This window comes from Burkholderia sp. BCC1985 (genome assembly GCF_905339915.1).
Classification (GTDB): domain Bacteria; phylum Pseudomonadota; class Gammaproteobacteria; order Burkholderiales; family Burkholderiaceae; genus Burkholderia.
Map to the genome: position 1 here is coordinate 72,203 of NZ_CAJPGY010000025.1, position 23,066 is coordinate 95,268.

Consider the following 23,066-nt stretch of genomic DNA (forward strand, 5'->3'; position numbering starts at 1 on the left):
TCGTCAGACGCGCGCCGCGTCGTTGGCAACTTCGGCGGCCACTTCACGCACGTTCAGCGCCTGCGGCGGCAGCGGGTCGTGCGGGCGCGTCTCCAGCCAGAATCGGTACATCAGGTTCTTCGCGGTATCGAGGCGATACGCGCTCGTCGCACGCATGTCGGTGAGCGGCTGGTAGTCGCGCTCGAGCGCCTGCATCGCGGCCTGCGCGGTGGCTTCGTGCCACTGCGCGCCGTCGAGCAGGCTCTCCGTATGCGTCGCGCGCTTCGGCGTCGCGGCCATCCCGCCGAACGCGATGCGCGGCTCGCGGATCAGCTCGCCGTCCGCGATGAACGCGAACGCCGCGCACACCGCCGAAATGTCGGAGTCGAACCGCTTCGACAGCTTGTAGGTGCGGAACTGCAGCTTCGCGCGCGCGCCGGTGCGGGTCGGCACCTTCAGGCCGACGACGAATTCGTGCGGCGCCATGTCCTTTTGCTGATAGCCGGTGTAGAGCGCCTCGAGCGGCAGCTCGCGCACCGTGTCGCCGCCGCGCAGCACGACCCGCGCGCCGAGCGCGATCAGGCCCGGCATCGAGTCGCCGATCGGCGAGCCGTTCGCGACGTTGCCGCCGATCGTCCCCGCGTTGCGGATCGGCAGCGACGCGAAGCGCTTCCACATTTCGGTCAGTTCCGGATACGTGCCGGCGAGTGCCGCATAGCCGTCCTCGACCGTCACGCCCGCGCCGATCTCGATCCAGTCGTCGCCGTGCACGACGGTCCGCAGTTCGGCGATCTGGCCGACGTAGATCAGGTCGTCGAGGCGACGCATCTGCTTGGTGACCCACAGGCCGATGTCGGTGCTGCCGGCGAGCAGCCGTGCATCCGGGCGCTCGACCTTCAGCGCGGCCAGCGCGTCGAGCGTGCGCGGCGCGGCGAAGCGCGCGCCGTCGAGCGTCGTGTAGTCGAACGTGTCGTCACGCTCGAGCGACGCGAGCGTGCGGGCCAGCGCGGCCGTATCGACCGGTGCCGTCGGCGCCGGCGCACCGAACATCTGCACGGCCGCATCGACGATCGGGCGATAGCCGGTGCAGCGGCACAGGTTGCCGGTGAGCGCATCGGCGATCTCGGTGCGCGTCGGCACGTCCTTCGCCTTCGCGCACGTGCCGGCGCAGCCTTCATGGCCGTGCTTCTCGTACAGCGCCCACATCGACATCACGAAACCCGGCGTGCAGAACCCGCATTGCGAGCCGTGGCAATCGACCATCGCCTGCTGCACCGGATGCAGCGAACCGTCCGGCTGGCGCAGGTCTTCCACCGTCAACAGCGCCTTGCCGTCGAGCGTGGGCAGGAACTGGATGCAGGCATTGACGGCCTTGAACGCGACCGTACCCGTGTCGGTCAGCTCGCCGACGACGACCGTGCACGCGCCGCAGTCGCCTTCCGCGCAGCCTTCCTTGGTGCCGGTGCAATGCGCATCCTCGCGCAGGTACTGCAGCACGGTGCGGGTGACGTCCGCGCCGCTGACTTCGCGGACCGCGTGACGATGGTAGAAGCGGATCGGCTCACTCATGTCTCTATCGTTCTTCCGGTGGGGGCAAGGCGGCCTGCGCGGGGCGCTCGACCGACGTTTCTCTGACAGTTTGCACGCTATCACCGTCAAATTCCGCAACCCATAGCCCATCACGCATGGGGCCCATATAACTGCCGCGATATGCGCGCCGCGGCCGCCCAGCAGGCGTCGGGCGCCTTGCCCGGCCTGGGTTCCGGCCTGCCCGCAGCGCCCCGTCGGCAATTCTTCGGTGATGAAAATGGGTCGCGATTAACTAAATGGTACCTGCGTGAAAACCGGTTCCATGGGAAAATCCCGATTCCGTTTTTCGCCGCTTTCCGCTCCGTTTCGCCCATTCGATCCGACCCCATGTCAACCGATTCCGCCACACCGCCGCGCAGCGGCTTTGCCGTCACGCTGCAAATCGTGTCCGTCGTCTGTTTCACGTTCATCTGCTATCTGACCATCGGCCTGCCGCTCGCGGTGCTGCCGGGCTTCGTCCATGACGACCTCGGTTTTTCCGCGATCGTCGCGGGCGGCGCGATCAGCGTCCAGTATTTCGCGACGCTCGCGTCGCGCCCGCTCGCCGGGCGCTTCGCCGATACGCTCGGGCCGAAGCAGACGGTGCTTCGCGGGCTGATCGGCTGCGGCGTGTCGGGCGTGCTGCTGCTCGTCGCGCTGCTGCTGGCCCACTGGCCGGTCGCGAGCCTCGTGCTGCTGGTCGCGAGCCGGCTCGTGCTCGGCGTCGGCGAGAGCCTGTGCGGCACCGGTGCGATCCTGTGGGGCATCGGGCGGGTCGGCGTCGCGCACAACGCGAAGGTGATCTCGTGGAACGGCATCGCGACCTACGGGGCGCTCGCGCTCGGCGCGCCGGTCGGCGTCGCGATCGCGCACACGCTGAATCCGGCGCTGATCGGCGTGATCGTGATCGCGCTCGCCGCGATCGGCTTCTATCTCGCGCGCCTGATCGCTTCCGTGCCGCTCGTGCACGGCGAACGGATGTCGTATGCGAGCGTGTTCACGCGCGTACTGCCGCACGGCCTCGGCCTCGCGCTCGGCTCGGCCGGCTTCGGCTCGATCGCGACCTTCGTCACGCTGTACTACGCGGCGCGCCATTGGCCGAACGCCGCGCTGTCGCTGACCGTGTTCGGCACGCTGTTCATCGGCGCGCGGCTGCTGTTCGCGAACACGATCAAGACTCACGGCGGCTTCCGCGTCGCGATCGTGTCGTTCGCGTTCGAATGCTCGGGCCTCTTGCTGCTGTGGCTCGCGCCCGTGCCGCACGTCGCGCTCGTCGGCGCCGCGCTGACCGGCTTCGGCTTCGCGCTGATCTTCCCGGCGCTCGGCGTCGAGGCCGTGGCGCTCGTCCCGCCGGCGAGCCGCGGCGCGGCGCTGTCCGCGTATTCGGTGTTTCTCGACCTGTCGCTCGGCATCACGGGCCCGCTCGCCGGCTATGTGGCCGGTGCGTTCGGTTATCCGCAGGTGTTCCTGTTCGCGGCGGTGGCCGCGGCGGCCGGCGTCGCGCTGTCGATGGTGCTGTACCAGCGGCAGGCGCGGCTCGCCGGGAGCGGCGCGGCGGCGTGAGTCGTGCTGCCGCGCGCGCAACACCGTTCAACGCAGCAACACGTTGAAGTCGCGCAATACGCGGACGGCTTGAGGATGACGCCGGAACGGAACGGCGTCCCGGAGCGAGAGCTTGGGTTCGGCACGATCGAAGAGCACGAGGGCTTCCGACGTGTTCAGATGGCGGGACATGTACAGGAACCCGTCGACCCGCCGCTGATGCAGGTGGACGGCCAGCGACCACTGCTGCGGAACGTCGTACGGCACGATCGTCGACAACGCACCGTCGCCGCCAAGGTTCTTCAGCGGCACAAGCCATGCAGGACGGCCACGGCCAACGGCGCACCGTCGAATGAAAGCACGTAGCGATCGAGCTCGGTCGTGACGAGCGGGAAGCCGCCCAGCACCAGATCGGCGACTTCGTCGTGCAGCACCGTCTCCGCGAATGCGCAAGAGTGCCTGATGCCCCGGTCAAGCCACGCGCAGGAACAACCGGCGCGTCAGGTCGAACGCAACGAGATTGCCGGCCAGCACGAGCAGCAGCCCGATCACCGCGAGCGGCGACCACTGGTAGCCCTCGAAGACCGTCGACACGGCCAGCGCGACGATCGGGAACAGCACCGTGCAGTACGCGGCGCGCTCCGGCCCGATCCGCCCGACGAGCGTCAGATACGCGGTGAACCCGATCACCGAGCCCGGCACGGCCAGATAGACGAGCGCGCCGAGATAACGCGGGCTCGGGTCGATCATGAACGGCAGCCCGGCCACCGCACTGCCGACCGTCAGGATCGCCGCGCCGATCAGCATCGCCCAGCCGTTGGTCGCGAGCGGATGCAGCCCCATCGATTGCATCCGGCTCGACAGCAGGTTGCCGGCCGAGAAGCACATCGTGCCCGCGAACGCGATCGCGAGGCCCGTCCAGGTCGCGTGATCGTCGAGGTGGCCGGCCATCTGCTGCCAGAACAGGCAGGCGATGCCGGTCAGCCCGAGCAGCGCGCCGGCAATCGCGGACGGCCGCAGCGGGCGGCCCATGAACAGCCGGCCGTTGATCGAATTCAAGAGCGGCGCGGTCGAGAAGATCACCGCGACGAGGCCGCTCGGCACGACCTGCTCCGAGTAGTAGAAGCACAGGAAATTCAGGCAGAACAACGCGAAGCCCTGCGCGACGAGGTAGCGCCACGCCTCGCGCGGCGGACGCACCGGCCGGCGCATCACGCGCAGCAGCGCGAACAGCACGGCGGCCGCGAGCCAGAAGCGCCACGCGATCGACACGGGCGGCGGCACGGCGCCGAGCTGCCATTTGATCGCGATCCAGGTGGTGCCCCAGATCAGCACGGTGACGAAATAAAGCGACAGGTTCATGGCGGCAACGAAGCGAAACGAGTGAAACGGACTCAGACTGTGCCGCCGCCCCGCCCGCGCGGATTGTCCGGAATTGCGGTCTTTTTCGGGCGGCCGCACGGCGCGTCGCGCGCGCGCTTATACTCGTCGCACCATGAGTCCGCCCCTGTACGCCCCGCCCGCCGATCACGCCGCCGCCCTTGCCGGCGGTGCGATGCCGTTCGGCCTGCAGTCGGTGTGCCGCACGCTCGCCGAGGCGAACGCGACGCTCGAGCGCTTCACGTGGCTCGGCGATCATCTCGCGATCGCCGAATGGACGCGCATCACCGACGAAAGCGAGACGATCTACGAACAACCGGGCCACCACACGCTGTCGTGCTATCTCGACGGCGGCTACCGGACGGAGCGCGAACGCGTGCCGCGCTACGGCGCGCCGAGCCTGCTGTGCGCGCTGCCGGGTGACCATGAATCGCGCTGGTGGGTGCGCGGCGAGATGCACTTCATCCACCTGTACTTCCTGCCCGAGCACTTCACGCAGCGCGCGATCCGCGAACTCGATCGCGAGCCGCGCGAGCTGAAGCTCGCCGACCGCACCTATTTCGAGGATGCGCGTGTCGCGGCGCAGTTCCGTTCGCTCGCGCTGGAGCGCTGGGACGATGCCGACGGGCGGCTGCGCGTGAACGAGGCCGCGCACGACGTATTGAGCCTGCTGCTGCGCGGCCAGAGCACGACGCGCACCGACGTGCCGTTCCGCGGCGGACTCGCGCCGGCCGTGCGCCGCCGCGTGCGCGACTACATCGACAGCTACCTGTCGCAGCCGCTGACGCTCGGCGAACTGGCGGAGGTCGCCGCGCTGTCCGAATACCACTTCTCGCGGATGTTCCGGCTGTCGTTCGGCCGCGCGCCGCACGCGTGGGTGGCCGAGCAGCGGCTCGCGCGGGCGCGCCTGCTGCTGCGCACGACGGCGCTGCCGCTCGCGCAGGTCGCGGCCGAATGCGGCTACGCGAACGCCGGCCACTTCAGCCATCGCTTTCGCGACGCGCACGGCACGACGCCGAACGCGTACCGGCGCGCGATGCAGGGCGGCTGAGCCCCGCGCGCACCTTCAACGTGCCGGCTGGCGCAGCGCGCACCCGGCACGCATCACCGTCTCCCTGCTTACGCGCCTCGCTGCGACAATTCCTGCTCGAGCGCGGCCACGCCGGCCGGCAGGTCCACCGGCACCTTCAGGTCCATCATCGTGCGGCCGAACGCGTGCAGCGTGCGGAACAGGTTGTGTTCGCGGCACTGCTCGCCCATCTGCCCGATCCGCACGATCGGCAGCCCGAACGAGCCCGAGATCTCGACCTGGTACTGCTTCGAGATATGGCCGCACACCATCCCGGGCGTCAGCCCTTCGGGCGTCTCGATCCCGACCACCGAGTTGAGCCGGCAGTCCTTCGGCGCATAGAGCGCGAGCCCCATCGCCTCGACGCCCGCCTGCAACGCGAGCGAGCAGCGCAGGTGGCGCGCGAAGCGGCTTTCGAGCGTCTCCGCGCAGACGAGCCGCAGCGCCTCGTGCAGCGCGAGCACGCCCGACACCGGCGCCGTGTAGTGGTAGCCCGCGTTGTGCCAGAAGTTCTCCGCGAGCGCCATGTCGAGGCACCAGTGCGCGTTCGGTTCCGGACGCTGCTTCATCCGGTCCCACGCGGCGTCCGAGAACGCGATCAGCGATACGCCGGGAATCGACGACAGCCCCTTCTGGCCGCCCGTGATCACCGCATCGATGCCCCACGCGTCCATCTCGAGCGGCATCGTCGACAGCGTGCACACCGCGTCGACGACGACCAGCGCGCCGGCCGCCTTCGCGAGGGCCGCGATGTCGCGCAGTTCGCGGTTCCACACGGTGTTCGACGTCTCGCCCTGCACGATCGTGACGATCTCGGGCCGCTCGCGCGCGATCGCGTCCGCGATCTCGTCGAGGCTCGCGACCGAGCGGTCGGCCACTTCGAGCGTGGCGACGTCGGCGCCGACGCGCGTGGCCATCTCGGCCATCCGCGCGCTGAAGAAGCCGTTGCGGATCGACAGCACGCGCGTGCCGCGCCACGCGAGGTTCGAGATCGCCATTTCCATCGCGGCGGAACCGGGGCCGGCGACGCCGAGCACCCACTTCGTGCGGGTCTGGAACACGTAGCGCGCCATCTCCTTCACCTGCTCGATGATCTTCGCCATCGTCGCGCCGAGGTGGTTGATCACGATCGTGTTCGCCTTCGCGACGGCGGCCGGGATCGGGACCGGGCCGGCCCCCATCATCAGCAGCGGTTCTTCGGGCAGGATCGCGTCAAGCGGCACGACGACGGGACAGGGAATCGGCGAGTAATCGATGGACATGGCTGGTAAAAGAGGAACGGAGAAAACGCTCGGACGTCGTTCGCCGCACGGCACGGCGAACTGATCGATCATTCCGCGTTCCGCGCCCGTGCGCAAGAGGCACGCGCGCCCGGACAGCGTGACGCTGGCCCGGTCGACGGACCGGGCCAGCCGGCCGCGCCCGCGTCGCACGACCGGGTTTCGTATTGCCGCGGCATTGCCGGCCGCATGCGAAACGGTTCCAACGGACGGTCGATGCCCGCGATTTTCTCCGGCAATATTGAGACGCGCATCCTGACGCCCGAGTTCAGCATGCCGCATGCATCTACCGGAATACCGGTCACCACGATAAAAATCGCGCGACTGGCATCGGCACACGAAAACCAGACCGGCACAAAAACATCCACTATCGCAGCATCTATTGGTGAGCGATTTCACCCATTACCGCACGACGTCGCATTCCGACCGCATCAACATATTGATTTATATGAGTAATATTAAAATACACGGCGGACCTTCCGAATACACGCCGGACTAACCCAGGCGCGTGCCAGCGCCGCCGATCCGTTAAATCGATACCCGCGATTTCGATTTTACGCAAGCCGCCCCTTTTCTCAGGTTGACGATATCGCTTCCGTAATGAACAATCGTCTGCAGAATCGAAAACCGATTTTTCGAGACGAACGAGACCCGGGGGTTGCGCGACGGTTTTCCAGGTCGTTTGACGAAAAATCCCAACCAAAATCAATCAACCGGGCCAGAAATTCGCGAGCCATGAACCAGATTCAGACCATGCGTGTGTTCGTCTGCGTCGCCGAGCAGCAGAGCTTCCGGCGCGCGGCGCACCATCTAGGCGTGTCCAACGCGCTCGTCACGCGCTCGATCGCGATGCTCGAGTCTCACCTGAACACGCGGTTGATCCACCGCACCACGCGCAACCTGTCGCTGACCGAGGCCGGCCTGCGCTACCTCGACGGCTGCCGTGCGCTGCTCGAGGAATTCGACCACCTCGAGGCATCCGTTGCGCACGCGGTGCGCGAGCCGGCCGGCACGCTGCGCGTCGTCGCATCGGGCCTGCTGTCGCCGCTCGCGCTGACGCCGCTCGTCAGCAGTTTCCGGCACCGCTACCCCGAACTGCGCGTGCAGCTCACCGTCGCCGAGGGGCCGCTCGACGTGCTCGATTCGGGCTACGACGTCGGCATCGTGACCGGCAACCGGCTCGACGGCAACCCGACGCTGATCGGCCACGCGCTCACGCCGAACCCGTTCGTCGCCTGCGCGGCGCCTGCCTATCTCGAACGGCGCGGCGAGCCGCGCGCCCCCGACGACCTGCCGGGCCACGACTGGATCGCGCTCGCGCCGCACCAGCATGCGCCCGCGTGGCGGCTGGTCGGCCACGACGGCGTCACGCATTCGGTCACGGTGCGCCCGACCTGCACGGTCAACCAGCTGGCGCTCGTGCACGCTGCAACCGTCGCCGGGTCCGGCATCGCGGTACTGCCCGAGCCGAGCGTCGCCGACGCACTCGCCACCGGCACGCTGGTGCGGCTGTTGCCCGCTTACCGGATCGACGACCCGGACGCGCAGCTGTCGCTCGTCTACCCGAACCGCCAGTACGTGCCGGCCCGCACGCGCAGCTTCGTCGAGCATGCGCTCGAGCATTTCGGCGCGCAGACGGCCCGCGAGCGGACCGGCTACGGCTTCCTGCACACGCCCGATCGCGCCGAGATCGTCGCGGGCCGGCAGACGGGCCTGCAGTAAACTGCACGCGACAGCCATCGGAGGTGCAGCGTGCGCGTGATCCTGTTCAGCAGCCGGCAGTACGACGACGAATCGTTCACCGCCGCCAATCGGTCATTCGGTTATCGGCTGCACTTCCAGCCGTCGCACCTCGACGCGGAAACCGCGATCCTCGCGCACGGCTATGAGGTCGTCTGCCCGTTCGTCAACGACACCGTCGACGCGGCCGTGCTCGAACGGCTCGCCGACGGCGGGACGCGCCTGATCGCGCTGCGCTCGGCCGGCTTCAACCATGTCGACCTGGCGGCCGCCGAGCGGCTCGGCATCGCGGTCGTGCGGGTGCCCGCATATTCGCCGCATGCGGTCGCCGAACACGCGGTCGCGCTGATCCTCGCGCTTAACCGCCGGCTGCCGCGCGCGGTCGCACGCACGCGCGAAGGCGACTTCTCGTTGAACGGCCTGCTCGGCTTCGACCTGCACGGCAAGACCGTCGGCGTGATCGGCACGGGCCTGATCGGCCGCGTGTTCGCGAAGATCATGATGGGCTTCGGGATGCATGTGCTCGCACATTCGATGCCGCCGTACGACGACGAACTGATCGCGTACGGCGCGCGCTACGTCGAGCTCGACGAACTGCTGCACCATGCCGACATCATCAGCCTGCACTGCCCGCTGCTGCCGTCGACGCACCATCTGATCAACGCGCAGACGCTCGCGCGGATGAAGCACGGCGCGATGCTGATCAATACCGGCCGCGGCGGCCTGGTCGACGCGCCGGCGCTGATCGACGCGCTCAAGAGCGGCCAGCTCGGTCATCTCGGGCTCGACGTGTACGAGGAGGAGAGCGGCCTCTTCTTCGAGGATCACTCCGACCTGCCGCTGCAGGACGACGTGCTCGCGCGCCTGCTGACGTTCCCGAACGTGATCGTCACGTCGCACCAGGCGTTCTTCACGCGCGAGGCGCTCGCCGAGATCGCGCACACGACGCTGCTGAACATCGAGGCGTGGCACGCCGGCACGCCGACCAACGTCGTCACGACGGGGCGCTGAGCCGCGTCGTTCCGCACGGCGGTGGCGCAGCGCCTGAGCGCACGCGATCCATCAACGATTCGTCAATTTATTTCGACTGATGTAACGCTGCGCGCGCGGCGTCTGCTATCGTTGCGCCGACCTCCCCCTGCTTCTGCCGCTCATGCGTTTCGACGACTCCGCCATTGCCGCGGTCTACCGCGCCATCTTCGAACGGCGCGACATGCGCCACTTCACGCCGGCACCCGTCGATCCGGCCACGCTCGCGCGGCTGCTGCGCGCCGCGCACCACGCGCCGAGCGTCGGCTTCATGCAGCCGTGGCGCTTCATCCGCATCACCGATCCCGCGCTGCGCACCGCGATCCATGCGCTGGTCGAGGCCGAGCGCCGCGCGACCGCCGACGCGCTCGGCGAGCGGCAGGACGAATTCATGCGGCTGAAGGTCGAAGGCGTGCGCGAATGCGGCGAACTGCTGGTCGTCGCGCTGACCGACGACCGCGAGCGCCACGTGTTCGGCCGCCGCACGCTGCCGGAGATGGACCTCGCGTCGGCCGCCTGCGCGATCCAGAACATGTGGCTCGCCGCGCGCGCCGAAGGGCTCGGGATGGGCTGGGTGTCGCTGTTCGATGTCGACGCGCTGCGCACGTTGCTCGGCATGCCGGCCGGCGCGAAGCCGATCGCTGTGCTGTGCGTCGGGCATGTCGACGCGTTTTATGCGAAGCCGATGCTCGAGGAAGAGCGGTGGGCCGCGCGGATGCCGATCGAGGCGTGCCTGTTCGAAAACGGCTGGGATGCGTCGGCGGCCGGGGTCGCCGATGGCAACGCAGCATCCGGCGCGACTGGCGGATCATCGCCGTCGCCCGAGGTTGCCGCAGCGGACGACCGCTTCGGCTCGACACCCCCCGGCGCCGTGTCCGACCGCTGACGGGACGCACGAGGGGCGGAACGGCCGCTTCGCCGGTCTTGCTCCGACCCGATATTTCGCCTCGCCCTCGCCCTCGCCCTCGCCCTCGCCCTCGCCCTCGCCCTCGCCCTCGCCCTCGCCCTCGCCTTCGCCCTCGCCCTCGCCTTCGCCCTTGCCTTCGCCCTTGCCTTGCCACCGAGCACTGAGCACCAAGCACCGAGCACCGCCAAATCCCACACTGTGGGCGCACCTTGGCCGTCACCCGTCGCACGCCGGCAACAACCATTTTGACCCCGAGCGTAGGGGTTTTCACTGAAGTAGAATCGCGGCTGATATCTCCTCGCCTCGCCCCTTCCGCGCATGCCGCGCCGATCTCGGGCCGCGGCCTTTTCCGTAGCCCACCGCGATGCCATTACCTCTTTTCGCCCTTGCCGTCGCCGCATTTGGAATCGGTACCACCGAGTTCGTGATCATGGGGCTGCTGCCCAACGTCGCCCGCGACCTCGGCGTGTCGATCCCGGCCGCCGGGATGCTCGTGTCGGGCTACGCGCTCGGCGTGACGATCGGCGCGCCAATCCTCGCGATCGTCACCGCGAAGATGCCGCGCAAGCGCGCGCTGATGGGCCTGATCGGGCTGTTCATCGCGGGCAACCTGTTCTGCGCGATCGCGCCCGGCTATGCGGTGCTGATGGCCGCGCGGGTCGTCACGGCGTTCTGCCACGGCGCGTTCTTCGGGATCGGCTCGGTGGTCGCGAGCAACCTCGTCGCGCCGAACCGCCGCGCGCAGGCGATCGCGCTGATGTTCACCGGCCTCACGCTCGCGAACGTCCTCGGCGTGCCGCTCGGCACCGCGCTCGGCCAGGCGTACGGCTGGCGCGCGACGTTCTGGGCCGTCACCGGCATCGGCATCGCCGCGGCCGCCGCGCTCGCGGTGTGCCTGCCGAAGCACCTCGCGATGCCCGATACCAGCATCACGCGCGAATTCAGCGTGATGAAGCACCCGCAGGTGCTGATGGTGCTCGGCATCAGCGTGCTCGCGTCGGCGAGCCTGTTCAGCGTGTTCACGTACATCACGCCGATCCTCGAGGACGTGACGGGCTTCTCGCCGCGCCAGGTCACCTACGTGCTGCTGCTGTTCGGTCTCGGCCTGACCGTCGGCGGCACGCTCGGCGGCAAGCTCGCCGACTGGCGCCGGATGCCGTCGCTGATCGCGACGCTCGCGCTGATCGGCATCGTCCTCGCGGTGTTCGCGGGCACGATGCACCTGCCGTTCGCGGCACTCGCGACGATCTTCGTCTGGGGCATCCTCGCGTTCGCGATCGTGCCGCCGCTGCAGATCCTGATCGTCGATCGCGCGAGCGACGCGCCGAACCTCGCGTCGACGCTGAACCAGGGCGCGTTCAACCTCGGCAACGCGACGGGCGCGTGGCTCGGCGGGATGGCGATCGGATCCGGCGTGTCGCTCGTGAACCTGCCGTGGGTCGGTGCAGCGATGGCGGTCGCTGCACTCGCGCTCACGCTGTGGTCGGCGTCGCTCGAACGCCGCCCGGTGAGCGGGCCGACCGGATACGTATGACGCGCGCGCGGCGGCGACGCGCGGCGGCACGGCGCGCGTCCGCGCCCGCGCGCCGCCGCGATCGTTGCGCACGCAACCCCATTCGATCCTGACGGCCTTCATGGACCTTTCAGGGGCCACGGTGTAGCATCGCGGCCGATGAAAGCCATTCTCAATCGTGATTTCCTCGCGCTGATCCTGAGCGTCGCGGTGGTCGGTCTCGGCACCGGCGCCACGATGCCGCTCACCGCGCTCGCCTTGACCGAAGCCGGACACGGCACCAACGTCGTCGGCATGCTGACGGCCGCGCAGGCCCTGGGCGGCCTCGCGATCGTCCCGTTCGTCACCGCGCTCGCACGGCGCATCGGCGCTCGCCGCGCGATCGTCGTGTCGGTCGTGCTGCTCGCCGCGGCCACCGCGCTGATGCAGTTCACGTCGAACCTGATCGTATGGGGCGCGCTGCGCGTGCTGTGCGGCGCGGCGCTGATGCTGCTGTTCACGATCGGCGAGGCATGGGTCAACCAGCTCGCCGACGACTCGACACGCGGCCGCGTGGTCGCGATCTACGCGACCAATTTCACGCTGTTCCAGATGGCGGGCCCGGTGCTCGTCAGCCAGATCGCCGGCGCGACGCGCATCCGCTTCGCGCTGTGCGGCGCGCTGTTCCTGCTCGCGCTGCCGGCGCTCGCGACGATCCGGCGCGCGCCGCTCGCCGGCGACGACGCACATCACGCAGCGCACGACAGCTGGTTCGCCGTACTGCCGCGCATGCCCGCGCTGATCATCGGCACGGGCTTCTTCGCGCTGTTCGATACGCTCGCGCTGTCGCTGCTGCCGCTCTATGCGATGGATCACGGCGTCGCGAGCGCGACCGCCGTGCTGCTCGCGTCGATCATGCTGTTCGGCGACACCGCGATGCAGTTCCCGATCGGCTGGCTCGCGGACAAGCTCGGCCGCGAACGCGTGCACCTCGGCGCCGGCTGGATCGTGCTCGCAGGCCTGCCGCTGCTGCCGTTCGTGATCGCGAACCCGTGGCTATGCTGGCCGCTGCTGTTCGTGCTGGGCGCGGCGGCCGGCAGCATCTACACGCTGTCGCTCGTCGCGTGCGGCGAACGCTTTCGCGGCGCGGCGCTCGTCACCGCGAGCTCGCTCGTGTCGGCGTCGTGGAGCGCCGCGAGCTTCGGCGGTCCGCTGGTCGCCGGCGCGTTGATGGAGCAACTCGGCAGCAATGCACTGATCGGCGTGCTGGTCGTGTGCGTCGCCGCATTCGTCGCGGCAGCGCTGTGGGAACGACGCGCCGCGTTGCAGCGCGCGGTGTGACGTTGGCGCTGACGCTGGCGTTGGCGTTGGCGTTGGCGTTGGCGTTGGCGTTGGCGCTGATGCTGATGCCGATGCCGATGCCGATGCCGACACCGACGCGCACGCTGGCGCAGACTCAAACACCCTGACGCTGAAACACGTGCGCAGCATCACCCACCCGCACGCATCGGCGCACACGCGCGCCACTCGCCGACAAAACGAAAACGGCCCACTTAATGCGGGCCGCCCTGTCCTTCCGGACTACGCGCTACATGTCGCGCCGCGATCCGTCACGCGCCCCGCGCGGGAAGGATCTTGCCGGCACAGGTGCCGAAGCCGACGCGATAACCATCGCCCTGGCACCACCCGGCGAGCGTGAGCTCGTCGCCGTCCTCGATGAACGCGCGGCTGCCGCCGCCGTTCAGCGCGAGCGGCTCCTTGCCGTTCCACGTCAGTTCGAGCAGGCTACCGAACGAATCCTTCGTCGGCCCGCTGATCGTGCCCGAACCCATCAGGTCGCCCACGCGCGTGTTGCAGCCCGCGACCGTGTGATGCGCGAGCTGCTGCGCCATCGTCCAGTACATGTGCCTGAAGTTGGTGCGGCAGATCGACGTCGCTTCGGCCGCACCTTCGGCGCGCAGCGTCACTTCGAGCGCGATGTCGAATGCATGCTTGCCCGCGTGCCGCAGATACGCGAGCGGCTGCGGCGACTGTTCGGGCTGCGCGACGCGAAACGGTTCGAGCGCGTCGAGCGTGACGATCCAGGGCGAGATCGTCGTCGCGAAGCCCTTCGAGTTGAACGGGCCGAGCGGCACGTATTCCCACTGCTGGATGTCGCGCGCGCTCCAGTCGTTCAGCAGCACCATCCCGAAGATGTGCGCTTCGGCATCCTCGCACGCGATCGGCTCGCCGAGCGCATTGCCGCGGCCGACGATGAAGCCCGTCTCCAGTTCGATGTCGAGCTTGCGGCACGCGCCGAACACCGGACGCTCCTGGTCGGGCAGCTTCAGCTGCCCGTTCGGGCGCCGCACCGGCGTGCCGCTCACGACCACCGACGACGCACGGCCGTTGTAGCCGATCGGCATCTCCGACCAGTTCGGCAGCAGCGCATTCTTCGGATCGCGAAACATCGAGCCGACGTTGGTCGCATGCTCCTTCGACGAATAGAAATCGGTGTAGCCGGGAATGTCGACCGGCAGGTGCAGCGTCGCGTCGCGCTGCGCGACGAGCGCTTGCGCACGCAACGCGGCGTCATCGCGCAGTCGCGCGTCGTCGCGCGAAAACAGCGTCGACAGCTGCACGCGCACGCCGCGCCACGCATCGCGGCCGAGCGCGATGAACGCATTGAGCGTCGGCGCGGCGAACACGTCGGCGCCGGCCGGCAGCGTCACGAGGCCCGCACGCGCGAGCGCGGCGAGGTCGACGATCTGGTCGCCGAGCGCGACGCCCGCGCGGCGCGCCGGTTGCTTCGCATCGCTGAAGATCCCGAACGGCAGGTTCTGGATCGGGAAATCGCAGGCGGGATCGTTCGCCGTCTCGACCCAGCTCTTGCGAGCCGGGTCGAGCGTCGCGCGCCAGTCTTGGGTATCGCTCATCGTTGCTCCGGATTGAAGTGTTTCCTGATGCCTTGCCAGCATTCGAAGTAGTCGGCCTGCAGCTGCGCCGTGTCGAGCGCATAGCGCGTCGGCCGGATCAGCGTGCGGGTTTCGAACATGAACGCCATCGTCGCGTCGACCTTGTGCGGCTTCGTCGTGTCGCTCGCCGACGCCTTCTCGAACGTGTCCGCGTCCGGCCCGTGGCCCGACATGCAGTTGTGCAGGCTCGCGCCGCCCGGCACGAAGCCTTCGGCCTTCGCGTCGTACGCGCCGTGCACGAGCCCCATGAACTCGCTCGCGACGTTGCGGTGGAACCAGGGCGGGCGGAACGTATCCTCGGCCGCGAGCCAGCGCGGCGGGAAGATCACGAAGTCGATCGTGTCGACGCCCGGCGTGTCGCTCGGCGACTGCAGCACGAGGAAGATCGACGGATCGGGATGGTCGAAGCTGATCGAGCCGATCGTGTTGAACAGGCGCAGGTCGTATTTGTACGGCGCGTAGTTGCCGTGCCACGCGACGACGTCGAACGGCGAATGGCCGATGTCCGCGCGCCACAGGCGCCCGTTCAGCTTCGCGACCAGCTCGAACGCGCCCTCGCGATCCTCGTACGCGGCCTGCGGCGTGAGGAAATCGCGCGGGTTCGCGAGCCCGTTCGAACCGATGGGGCCGAGGTCAGGCAGGCGCAGCAGCGCGCCGAAGTTCTCGCAGATGTAGCCGCGCGCATCGCCGTCCGGCAGCGCGACGGAAAAACGCACGCCGCGCGGAATCACCGCGATCTCGAACGGCTCGACGTCGAGCCGGCCGAATTCGGTCGCGATGAAGAGCCGCCCCTGCTGCGGCACGATCAGCAGCTCGCCGTCGGCGCTATAGAAAAAGCGGTCCTGCATCGAGCGGTTCGCCGCGTACAGGTGGATCGCACAGCCGTTCATCGCGGCCGCCGAACCGTTGCCGGCCATCGTCACGAGCCCTTCGACGAAATCGGTCGGCTCGACCGGCATCGGCAGCGGATCCCAGCGCAGCTGGTTCGGCGGCGTCGGCGGCACGTCGGCCGAATCGCCGAATTCCGACACGAGCCGCTGCGGCCCCGTGAACGGCTCGAACGGCCGGTGCACGGCCGCCGGCCGGATCCGGTACAGCCACGAGCGGCGGTTGTGGCTGCGCGGTGCGGTAAACGCGGTGCCCGATAGCTGCTCCGCATACAGCCCGTACGGCGCGCGCTGCGGCGAGTTGCGGCCGTGCGGCAGCGCGCCGGGCAGCGCCTCGGTCGCGAATTCGTTCGCGAATCCGCTCAGGTAGCCGGCGGTTGCCGGTTTCGACAGGTCAAGCGTCATCGTTTCCTTTCTCCATCAATTCAAGGCGGCGTTCGGCGCCTGCGCCCCGCTGCGCCGCGTGACGCCGGCCAGGCCCAGCACGAACAGCGCCGAGCACAGCACGGGCACCGCGGCCGCATGGAACAGCGCGCCGTTGGTCCAGTTGAGCGCAATCAGTTGTCCGCCGACGAGCGGCCCGAGCACCGAGCCGATCCGGCCGATACCGAGGCTCCAGCCGATGCCGGTCGAGCGCAGCGACGTCGGGTAATACTGGCCCGCGAGCGCGTTCACGGCCGGCTGCCCGCCGACCACGCAGAACCCGCCGGCGAACACGACGAGCAGCAGCCACGGCAGCGCATGCGCGACCGAGCCGATCAGCCCCACCGACACGGCCGCGCATGCGAAGCACGCGAACAGCACGCGCACGAAGCCGTAGCGTTCGATGAACCAGCCGAGCGACAGCGTGCCGATCACGCCGCCCGTCTGCAGCACCGTGCCGACGATCACCGCCGTGCCCGGCGAATAGCCCGCGTCGCGCATCACCGTCGGTAGCCAGTTCGACAGGAAGTACAGGTCGATCAGGTTCATGAAGCTGATTGCCCACAGCAGCAGCGTGACCGGCAGGCGGCCATGACGGAACAGCTCGGCGACCGGCGCGCCGCTCGCCGCGCGCTCGCGCACGACGAGGCGCGTGGTCGCGTCGATGCCGGCCTGCGGCGCGAAGCGCGCGAGCCAGGCGCGTGCCTGCACGTCGCGCCCTTTCAGCACGAGGAACTGCAGCGACTCGGGCAGCCGCGCGAACATCGCGAGCGTCAGCACCAGCGGCACCGCGCCGCCGACGAAGAACACCGAGCGCCAGCCGAGCGCCGGAATCAGCGCGGCGCTGATGAAGCCGCCGATCGCGGCGCCGAGCGTGAAGCCGCACGACACGATCATCATCCGCTTCACGCGATGGGCGGCCGGGCTGAACTCGCCGACCAGCGCCATCGCGTTCGGCATGATGCAGCCGAGGCCGAGGCCCGTGACGAAGCGCAGCGCCATCAGCACCGGGATCGAACCCGCGAACGGCGTCGCGAGCATCGTCACCGCGAAGAACAGCGTCGAGCCGATCAGCACCGGGCGCCGCCCGATCCGGTCGGCCAGCACCGACAACCCGAGCGCGCCGAGCAGCATCCCGAACAGGCTCGCGCTGAACACGGGCCCGAGCGCCTGCTTCGGCACGCCCCATTCGGCGATCACGCTCGGCGCGACATACCCCATCGCCTGCGCATCGAAGCCGTCGATCACGAGACACAGCCCGCACAACACGAGCAGCATCCAGTGAAAGCCCGGGCGATGCGTGTCGTCGATCACGCGCTCGACTTCGAGCACGCGCGCGTCGGCCGGCGCCGCGCTCATTGCGCCGCCTCGGCGGCCGGATGCACGGGCGGCGTCACGCCCTGGCGCGCGAGCGCCATCGCTTCGCGCAGCACGTCGGCGTCGCCGATCTGGTTCGCGAGCAGCAGGATCAGCTTCGCGTTGACGAGCTGGCTGTCGGCGTCCGACAGGTCGCGATGCATGTCGATCAGCGCTTCGTAGAACGCGTCCGGATCGGCCAGGCGCGGGCGGGTGTCGAGTCGGGGCATGACGGGTGTCTCCGGTATCGTTGTCGTAGTCAATGCGCGGTTGCGCGTGCGCAGGTCGCACGCGCCAGTGCGTCGGCGATCGCCTGGCGCTCGAGCGTGCGCATCCGTGCGCAGACGTGCTGGTCGGGACGCAGCAGGTAGAACGTGCCGGGCTTCGCGTCGTAGCGTTGCGCGACGAAACCGTCGACGTCCTCCACGACGTCGACGCCGGCCACCGGTTGCGCATGCCCGGCCGGCACGACCAGCACCGGCCGCACCGGCAGCGCGAGGCCGTCGAGCGCCTGCGCGAGCGCGGCGGCGTCGCCGGGCAGCCCGAACAGCATGCCCGCGAAGCCGTCGCCCAGATGCCGCAACAGCCAGCCGGACGCACCCTGCGCGCGCACCGGCGCATCGGCCGCCGCCGCGCCCGGCCGCATCGCGCACGCGAACGCGTCGCCGTTGCGGTCCGGCGTGTTCAGCGGCGAATCGGTCAGCACGGCAGGCACCGACAGGCGGCCGCTGTTCACGAGCTTGCGCGCGAATTCGCAGTCGCGTGCAAGCTTCAGCGTCGCGTCGCGGAACACGCGCGACACCGCGCTCTTCGGCGTGATGAAGTCGGTCGAGCGCGTCGAATTGCGGATGTTCTCGTCGGCCGCGAACTCGCGCTCGCTCGCGTAGGTGTCGAGCAGGCGGTCGTCAGCGCGGCCGTCGAGCACGAGCTTCAGCTTCCACGCGAGGTTGTCCGCGTCCTGCACGCCGCTGTTCGCGCCGCGCGCACCGAACGGCGACACGCCGTGCGCGGAATCGCCCGCGAACAGCACGCGGCCATGACGGAACGTGTCCATCCGCTGGCAGCGGAACGTATAGACGCTCACCCATTCGAGCTCGAACTCGACGTCCGGCCCGAGCAGCGCGCGCACGCGCGGGATCACGCGTTCCGGCTGCTTCTCGGCGACCGGATCGGCGTCCCAGCCGAGCTGGAAGTCGATGCGCCACACGTTGTCGGGCTGGCGGTGCAGCAGCACCGACTGGTTGCGGTGGAACGGCGGATCGAACCAGAACCAGCGTTCGGTCGGGAATTCCGCCTTCATCTTCACGTCGGCGATCAGGAAGCGGTCCTTGAACGTGCGGCCGCGGCTCTCGAGGCCCATCGCCGCGCGCATCGGGCTGCGCGAGCCGTCGGCCGCGATCACGTATTGCGCGCGCAGCGTCTCGATCCCTTCCGGCGTCTCGACGGTGAGCGTGGCGTGTTCCGCCGATTGCGCGACACCCGTCACCCTGTGCTTCCAGCGAATCTCGAGGTTGGGCAGCGCGAACGCGCGCTCGGCCAGATAGCCTTCGACGTAGTACTGCTGCAGGTTGATGAACGCGGGACGCGCGTGGCCTTCCTCCGGCAGCAGGTCGAACGCATACAGCTGTTCGTCCTGCAGGAACACCTTGCCGACATGCCAGCTCACGCCCTTGTCGACGAAGCGCTCGCCGCAGCCGAGCCGGTCGAAGATCTCGAGCGTGCGCTTCGCGAAGCAGATCGCGCGCGAGCCCGTCGACAGCGTGTCGTCGTCGTCGAGCAGCACGACCGGCACGCCCTGCTGCGCCAGGTCGATCGCGGCCGACAGGCCCACCGGGCCCGCGCCGACGACGATCACCGGGTGGAGGGCCGCGTCATCCCCGGCGGCGCGCGTCGCGCGCGGCCGGTAGTCGAACTTCAGCGTCTGGTAATCGATGCTCATGGTCGCCATCCGCTCCTCAACCCTGCCGTGCGCATGCCGGCGCGCGCAGCGTCGTTCCGCTCATGCCCGTTGCCCGCCGCCGCCGCGGCCCGCCCTGTTCCGTCCACTTCCTGTCAACCGCCACGTCTCGCTCCTTGCTTCCTGTTGATCCGATTCGGGAAACGGCACCGCTGCGGGCGCCCGAACGCCGCTTTTCTTGATCGGCGACATATTCTTGGATTTACGAATAGTAAAACCAATTACGAATAGTGAAATCAACGTAAACCCTAGCCGCCGGTTCCGGAACGGGATAACCATATGAGCGAAACGCCAAGCCGAGCCGGGCTCGCGCTGCTAATATCGAGAAATGAGGCGGCCCTTTCGGCCGCCATTTTTTCCTTCCCACGCCGATGATTCCGCCCAACATTCCCGAGCTGGTCGTCCGTGCCGGGCAACTGCCGTATCTGCGGGAACACCTTGCGCTCGCCGAGGGCGGCACCGCGTGCGCCAATCTGCCGGAGCGCACGCTTGCGAGCGCCTATGAACCGATCTACGACGTGACGATGCCCGGCGCGCCGCAGTCGACGTCGTTCGCGGACGCGATCGAGCGCTACGGCGACGAACTCGGCTTCCAGGCCGTCACGCTGGTCACGGGCACGCCGCACGACCCGGTCGATTCGGCCGTCGACGACCAGACGCTCGTCGCGATCGACCGGCTGTCGCGCGCGCTGCACGCGATCAACTTCTTCGGCGCGCAACGTCACGGGCTGCTGTTCCTGCGTGTGCACGAACGGCTGCTCAAGAGCGTGAAGTACGACCACGGCAAGCATTTCTCGTCGGTGCTGCAGCGCTTCGGGCTGCCGACCGAACGGGTCGTGATCGAGCTGCCGGCCGTCGCGGTCGCGCACAAGACCTTCCTCGGCTACCTGACGCGCAGCTACCAGCATCACGGCTTCAAGGTCGCCGACAAGCTGCCCGACCCGGGCCGGATCCTCGCGGTCGAATCGGAGATGGCGCGGCCCGACTACATCAAGATGGATGCGGGCATCGCTCTGCGCGACGGGATGGTGAAGGCGCTGGTCGCGTATGCGCAGCGCGTGCGGATTCCGCTGATTTTCGACGGCGTCGTCGACGAGACGCAGTGCGAGCTGCTGCGCCAGCACGACGTGCGGTTCATGCAGGGGCCGGTGTTCGCGAAGGTCGTCACGGCCTGATTGGTGGTGTGGCTGCCGGCGCGCGGGGAGCGCCGCGCAGGATCGTGGATTCGATTCAGCGAGCGGGTTGCGGTGGGGATCGGGATGTCGGCGCGCCTATTCGCGTGCCCGGACACCCCGGCGACGCGCCGCGCGCAGGGCCCGTTTCAGACCGTCTGCCCGAGCCGCTGCGCGAGCGCCTTCAGCTTCGGCCCGACCTGCGTGCGGAACACGTCCTCGTCCATCGACGACGCAGGCCCGCTGCAGCTCAGGATCAGCCAGCGCCCCTCGCGCGGCTCGCGAAACGGCACGGCCGCCGCGTTCACGTCCATGTGCCACGCGCGGAACGAATAACAGCATCCGCCCGCGGAGAATTCGGCCACCGCGTCCTGTGCGGCCGCGACGAGTGCATCCGCGTCGGCCGCGCCGCCCGCCGCCCGGTGCAGATCCGCGTAGAGCGCGCGGCGCACGTCCTCCGGCTGCACGGCCAGGTACGCGCGCCCCATCGAGCTCGTCAGCATCGACAGCCGCGAGCCGGGCGCCAGCCCGAGCGTCAGCGCCGTTTCGCTGCGGATCGTCTCCAGATAGATCATGTCGAGCCCGTCCCGGCAGCCGAGCGACACGGCCGCGCCGATCTCGCGCGCGAGCGCCTGCATGTGCGGCCGCGCGAGATCGAGCGTCCCCGAGCCGGACAGCAACGCGTAGCCGAGCGACAGCACGCCGGCGTCGAGCGCATACTTTCCGAGCGTCTCGTCGTAGCGCAGGTAGCCGAGCACGGTCAGCGTGTAGGCGAGCCGGTTCACCGTCGCCTTCGGCAGCCCGGTGCGCTCCGCGAAGTCGCGATTGCCGAGCATCGTCTCGCCGGGCCGGAATGCGCGCAGCAGGTCGAGCCCGCGCGCGAGCGCAACGACGAACTTGCGTTCGTCGATCGTGGTTTCGTCGATGGTTGAAAGCGTCATCTGATGCTACACTTGGTTCGTTTTGCAAAACATTGTTCCGCATAGCGGAACTTGAGTCAAGCGACCTTTAGACATCGGGCCAGGCAGCGAAGCGCCAACCCGGGACGACCGCAAAGCATGGGGCCCGAGGCAGCGCTGAAGCACCGACTCGGGCCGACCGCGAAGCCGACAGGAGATGAAACGATGGCTGCTGCAACTTTTCATTGGGACGATCCGCTGCTGCTCGACCAGCAACTGACCGAAGAAGAGCGGATGGTGCGCGATGCCGCGCACGCGTACGCGCGGGACAAGCTCGCGCCGCGCGTGACCGAAGCGTTCCGCCACGAGCGCACCGATGCCGAGATCTTCCGCGAGATGGGCGAGATCGGCCTGCTCGGCCCGACGATTCCTGAAGAATACGGCGGCCCCGGCCTCAATTACGTGAGCTACGGGCTGATCGCGCGCGAAGTCGAGCGCGTCGACTCCGGCTACCGCTCGATGATGTCCGTGCAGTCGTCGCTCGTGATGGTGCCGATCCACGAATTCGGCTCGGACGCGCAGAAGCAGAAATACCTGCCGAAGCTCGCGAGCGGCGAATGGATCGGCTGCTTCGGGCTGACCGAGCCGAACCACGGCTCCGACCCGGGCAGCATGGTCACGCGCGCGAAGAAGGTGCCCGGCGGCTACTCGCTGTCCGGCGCGAAGATGTGGATCACCAACTCGCCGATCGCCGACGTGTTCGTCGTGTGGGCGAAACTGGAAGAAAACGGCAAGGACGCGATCCGCGGCTTCATTCTCGAGAAGGGCTGGAAGGGCCTGTCGGCGCCGGCGATCCACGGCAAGGTCGGGCTGCGTGCGTCGATCACCGGCGAGATCGTCCTCGACGAGGTGTTGGTGCCCGAAGAGAACCTGATGCCGGACGTGAGCGGCCTGCGCGGCCCGTTCACGTGCCTGAACTCGGCGCGCTACGGGATCGCCTGGGGCGCGCTCGGCGCAGCCGAGTCCTGCTGGCATACCGCGCGCCAGTACGTGCTCGACCGCAAGCAGTTCGGCCGCCCGCTCGCCGCGAACCAGCTGATCCAGAAGAAGCTCGCCGACATGCAGACCGAAATCACGCTCGGCCTGCAAGGCGTGCTGCGTCTCGGCCGGATGAAGGACGAAGGCACGGCGGCCGTCGAGATCACGTCGATCATGAAGCGCAACTCGTGTGGCAAGGCACTCGACATCGCGCGGCTCGCGCGCGACATGCTCGGCGGCAACGGCATCTCGGACGAATTCGGCGTCGCGCGCCACCTCGTGAACCTCGAAGTGGTGAATACGTACGAAGGCACGCACGACATCCATGCGCTGATCCTCGGCCGCGCCCAGACGGGCATCCAGGCATTCTTCTGATCATTCTGATGCGCGGCG

The 23,066-nt window shown here is 68.7% G+C and carries 22 protein-coding genes; 11 read left to right on the forward strand and 11 right to left on the reverse strand.

Features of this window, described 5'->3' with window-relative positions; translation table 11 throughout:
- Nucleotides 1–3: 3 nt before the first annotated feature.
- Complete coding sequence (xdhA, locus tag U4Z31_RS24240) at nucleotides 4–1,548, reverse strand: xanthine dehydrogenase small subunit (protein ID WP_321811564.1); 1,545 nt, start codon at nucleotides 1,546–1,548, stop codon at nucleotides 4–6.
- A 348-nt stretch (nucleotides 1,549–1,896) separates the two neighbouring features.
- Between xdhA and U4Z31_RS24245 the strand changes: the two genes are divergently transcribed.
- Nucleotides 1,897–3,111 carry an MFS transporter gene (locus U4Z31_RS24245; protein WP_044844119.1) on the forward strand — a complete coding sequence of 405 codons (1,215 nt, stop codon included), beginning with the start codon at nucleotides 1,897–1,899 and terminating at the stop codon, nucleotides 3,109–3,111.
- Between the two features lie 27 nt (nucleotides 3,112–3,138).
- Here the strand turns inward: U4Z31_RS24245 and U4Z31_RS24250 are convergent, their stop codons facing one another.
- The 3 genes from U4Z31_RS24250 to U4Z31_RS24260 are packed head-to-tail and all read right to left on the reverse strand — an operon-like array spanning nucleotide 3,139 to nucleotide 4,452.
- The gene (locus tag U4Z31_RS24250; protein WP_321811565.1) at nucleotides 3,139–3,402 is read right to left on the reverse strand and encodes an RES domain-containing protein; all 264 of its coding nucleotides are present in this window, start codon (nucleotides 3,400–3,402) and stop codon (nucleotides 3,139–3,141) included.
- Nucleotides 3,393–3,524: a hypothetical protein gene (locus U4Z31_RS24255; RefSeq protein WP_321811566.1), complete on the reverse strand. Its 132-nt coding sequence runs from the start codon at nucleotides 3,522–3,524 to the stop codon at nucleotides 3,393–3,395. The genes U4Z31_RS24250 and U4Z31_RS24255 overlap by 10 nt, the downstream gene beginning before the upstream one ends.
- Nucleotides 3,525–3,561: 37 nt before the next feature.
- Nucleotides 3,562–4,452: a DMT family transporter gene (locus U4Z31_RS24260; RefSeq protein WP_124488722.1), complete on the reverse strand. Its 891-nt coding sequence runs from the start codon at nucleotides 4,450–4,452 to the stop codon at nucleotides 3,562–3,564.
- Nucleotides 4,453–4,585: 133 nt separating this feature from the next.
- Here U4Z31_RS24260 and U4Z31_RS24265 point away from each other — a divergent pair, with 133 nt between their 5' ends.
- Complete coding sequence (locus U4Z31_RS24265; RefSeq protein ID WP_124522823.1) at nucleotides 4,586–5,521, forward strand: AraC family transcriptional regulator; 936 nt, start codon at nucleotides 4,586–4,588, stop codon at nucleotides 5,519–5,521.
- A 68-nt stretch (nucleotides 5,522–5,589) separates the two neighbouring features.
- On the opposite strand, the gene U4Z31_RS24270 is transcribed toward U4Z31_RS24265, so the two are convergent.
- Nucleotides 5,590–6,801 carry a pyridoxal-phosphate-dependent aminotransferase family protein gene (locus tag U4Z31_RS24270; protein WP_124571665.1) on the reverse strand — a complete coding sequence of 404 codons (1,212 nt, stop codon included), beginning with the start codon at nucleotides 6,799–6,801 and terminating at the stop codon, nucleotides 5,590–5,592.
- 234 nt (nucleotides 6,802–7,035) lie between these two features.
- Between U4Z31_RS24270 and U4Z31_RS24275 the strand changes: the two genes are divergently transcribed.
- The 7 genes from U4Z31_RS24275 to U4Z31_RS24305 all read left to right on the forward strand — a co-directional run bounded on the left by U4Z31_RS24275 (nucleotide 7,036) and on the right by U4Z31_RS24305 (nucleotide 13,456).
- Nucleotides 7,036–7,275, forward strand: coding sequence for a hypothetical protein (locus U4Z31_RS24275; protein ID WP_321811567.1), 240 nt, complete (start codon nucleotides 7,036–7,038; stop codon nucleotides 7,273–7,275).
- A gap of 279 nt (nucleotides 7,276–7,554) precedes the next feature.
- The gene (locus U4Z31_RS24280) at nucleotides 7,555–8,541 is read left to right on the forward strand and encodes a LysR family transcriptional regulator (RefSeq protein WP_321811568.1); all 987 of its coding nucleotides are present in this window, start codon (nucleotides 7,555–7,557) and stop codon (nucleotides 8,539–8,541) included.
- Between the two features lie 30 nt (nucleotides 8,542–8,571).
- On the forward strand, nucleotides 8,572–9,570 hold the full coding sequence (locus tag U4Z31_RS24285) for a 2-hydroxyacid dehydrogenase (RefSeq protein ID WP_321796994.1): 999 nt from the start codon (nucleotides 8,572–8,574) through the stop codon (nucleotides 9,568–9,570).
- A 142-nt stretch (nucleotides 9,571–9,712) separates the two neighbouring features.
- Nucleotides 9,713–10,474: a 5,6-dimethylbenzimidazole synthase gene (gene bluB, locus U4Z31_RS24290; protein WP_321811569.1), complete on the forward strand. Its 762-nt coding sequence runs from the start codon at nucleotides 9,713–9,715 to the stop codon at nucleotides 10,472–10,474.
- Between the two features lie 385 nt (nucleotides 10,475–10,859).
- On the forward strand, nucleotides 10,860–12,029 hold the full coding sequence (locus U4Z31_RS24295) for an MFS transporter (protein ID WP_321811570.1): 1,170 nt from the start codon (nucleotides 10,860–10,862) through the stop codon (nucleotides 12,027–12,029).
- 138 nt (nucleotides 12,030–12,167) lie between these two features.
- Nucleotides 12,168–13,328: an MFS transporter gene (locus U4Z31_RS24300; protein WP_124488715.1), complete on the forward strand. Its 1,161-nt coding sequence runs from the start codon at nucleotides 12,168–12,170 to the stop codon at nucleotides 13,326–13,328.
- A 2-nt stretch (nucleotides 13,329–13,330) separates the two neighbouring features.
- The gene (locus U4Z31_RS24305; RefSeq protein ID WP_321811571.1) at nucleotides 13,331–13,456 is read left to right on the forward strand and encodes a hypothetical protein; all 126 of its coding nucleotides are present in this window, start codon (nucleotides 13,331–13,333) and stop codon (nucleotides 13,454–13,456) included.
- A gap of 141 nt (nucleotides 13,457–13,597) precedes the next feature.
- On the opposite strand, the gene fahA is transcribed toward U4Z31_RS24305, so the two are convergent.
- The 5 genes from fahA to U4Z31_RS24330 are packed head-to-tail and all read right to left on the reverse strand — an operon-like array spanning nucleotide 13,598 to nucleotide 19,555.
- Nucleotides 13,598–14,902 carry a fumarylacetoacetase gene (gene fahA, locus U4Z31_RS24310; protein ID WP_321796992.1) on the reverse strand — a complete coding sequence of 435 codons (1,305 nt, stop codon included), beginning with the start codon at nucleotides 14,900–14,902 and terminating at the stop codon, nucleotides 13,598–13,600.
- Nucleotides 14,899–16,233 (reverse strand): homogentisate 1,2-dioxygenase, encoded by a 1,335-nt coding sequence (gene hmgA, locus U4Z31_RS24315; protein WP_044844108.1) that lies wholly within the window; start codon nucleotides 16,231–16,233, stop codon nucleotides 14,899–14,901. Before hmgA ends, fahA begins: the two co-directional genes overlap by 4 nt.
- Before the next feature lie 15 nt (nucleotides 16,234–16,248).
- Entirely contained in the window at nucleotides 16,249–17,610 is a 1,362-nt protein-coding gene (locus tag U4Z31_RS24320) for an MFS transporter (protein ID WP_321811572.1), read from the reverse strand.
- Nucleotides 17,607–17,837: a DUF2783 domain-containing protein gene (locus U4Z31_RS24325; protein WP_044844106.1), complete on the reverse strand. Its 231-nt coding sequence runs from the start codon at nucleotides 17,835–17,837 to the stop codon at nucleotides 17,607–17,609. Before U4Z31_RS24325 ends, U4Z31_RS24320 begins: the two co-directional genes overlap by 4 nt.
- Before the next feature lie 29 nt (nucleotides 17,838–17,866).
- Nucleotides 17,867–19,555, reverse strand: coding sequence for an FAD-dependent oxidoreductase (locus tag U4Z31_RS24330; RefSeq protein WP_321811573.1), 1,689 nt, complete (start codon nucleotides 19,553–19,555; stop codon nucleotides 17,867–17,869).
- Between the two features lie 380 nt (nucleotides 19,556–19,935).
- On the opposite strand from U4Z31_RS24330, the gene U4Z31_RS24335 reads away from it, so the two are divergent.
- Entirely contained in the window at nucleotides 19,936–20,739 is an 804-nt protein-coding gene (locus U4Z31_RS24335; protein WP_321796989.1) for an EAL domain-containing protein, read from the forward strand.
- 146 nt (nucleotides 20,740–20,885) lie between these two features.
- On the opposite strand, the gene U4Z31_RS24340 is transcribed toward U4Z31_RS24335, so the two are convergent.
- Nucleotides 20,886–21,677: an IclR family transcriptional regulator gene (locus U4Z31_RS24340; RefSeq protein ID WP_044844103.1), complete on the reverse strand. Its 792-nt coding sequence runs from the start codon at nucleotides 21,675–21,677 to the stop codon at nucleotides 20,886–20,888.
- A 183-nt stretch (nucleotides 21,678–21,860) separates the two neighbouring features.
- On the opposite strand from U4Z31_RS24340, the gene U4Z31_RS24345 reads away from it, so the two are divergent.
- On the forward strand, nucleotides 21,861–23,048 hold the full coding sequence (locus tag U4Z31_RS24345) for an acyl-CoA dehydrogenase (RefSeq protein WP_321811574.1): 1,188 nt from the start codon (nucleotides 21,861–21,863) through the stop codon (nucleotides 23,046–23,048).
- Nucleotides 23,049–23,066: the final 18 nt, after the last annotated feature.

Bases quoted from the DNA above. Each gene is read 5' to 3' on its own strand.
- U4Z31_RS24345 (WP_321811574.1), top strand. From the start codon at position 21,861: ATGGCTGCTGCAACTTTTCATTGGGACGATCCGCTGCTGCTCGACCAG.
- xdhA (WP_321811564.1), bottom strand. From the start codon at position 1,548: ATGAGTGAGCCGATCCGCTTCTACCATCGTCACGCGGTCCGCGAAGTC.
- U4Z31_RS24265 (WP_124522823.1), top strand. From the start codon at position 4,586: ATGAGTCCGCCCCTGTACGCCCCGCCCGCCGATCACGCCGCCGCCCTT.
- U4Z31_RS24320 (WP_321811572.1), bottom strand. From the start codon at position 17,610: ATGAGCGCGGCGCCGGCCGACGCGCGCGTGCTCGAAGTCGAGCGCGTG.
- U4Z31_RS24295 (WP_321811570.1), top strand. From the start codon at position 10,860: ATGCCATTACCTCTTTTCGCCCTTGCCGTCGCCGCATTTGGAATCGGT.
- U4Z31_RS24245 (WP_044844119.1), top strand. From the start codon at position 1,897: ATGTCAACCGATTCCGCCACACCGCCGCGCAGCGGCTTTGCCGTCACG.
- bluB (WP_321811569.1), top strand. From the start codon at position 9,713: ATGCGTTTCGACGACTCCGCCATTGCCGCGGTCTACCGCGCCATCTTC.
- U4Z31_RS24275 (WP_321811567.1), top strand. From the start codon at position 7,036: ATGCCCGCGATTTTCTCCGGCAATATTGAGACGCGCATCCTGACGCCC.
- U4Z31_RS24330 (WP_321811573.1), bottom strand. From the start codon at position 19,555: ATGGCGACCATGAGCATCGATTACCAGACGCTGAAGTTCGACTACCGG.
- U4Z31_RS24260 (WP_124488722.1), bottom strand. From the start codon at position 4,452: ATGAACCTGTCGCTTTATTTCGTCACCGTGCTGATCTGGGGCACCACC.
- U4Z31_RS24300 (WP_124488715.1), top strand. From the start codon at position 12,168: ATGAAAGCCATTCTCAATCGTGATTTCCTCGCGCTGATCCTGAGCGTC.
- hmgA (WP_044844108.1), bottom strand. From the start codon at position 16,233: ATGACGCTTGACCTGTCGAAACCGGCAACCGCCGGCTACCTGAGCGGA.
- fahA (WP_321796992.1), bottom strand. From the start codon at position 14,902: ATGAGCGATACCCAAGACTGGCGCGCGACGCTCGACCCGGCTCGCAAG.
- U4Z31_RS24270 (WP_124571665.1), bottom strand. From the start codon at position 6,801: ATGTCCATCGATTACTCGCCGATTCCCTGTCCCGTCGTCGTGCCGCTT.
- U4Z31_RS24280 (WP_321811568.1), top strand. From the start codon at position 7,555: ATGAACCAGATTCAGACCATGCGTGTGTTCGTCTGCGTCGCCGAGCAG.
- U4Z31_RS24340 (WP_044844103.1), bottom strand. From the start codon at position 21,677: ATGACGCTTTCAACCATCGACGAAACCACGATCGACGAACGCAAGTTC.
- U4Z31_RS24325 (WP_044844106.1), bottom strand. From the start codon at position 17,837: ATGCCCCGACTCGACACCCGCCCGCGCCTGGCCGATCCGGACGCGTTC.
- U4Z31_RS24335 (WP_321796989.1), top strand. From the start codon at position 19,936: ATGATTCCGCCCAACATTCCCGAGCTGGTCGTCCGTGCCGGGCAACTG.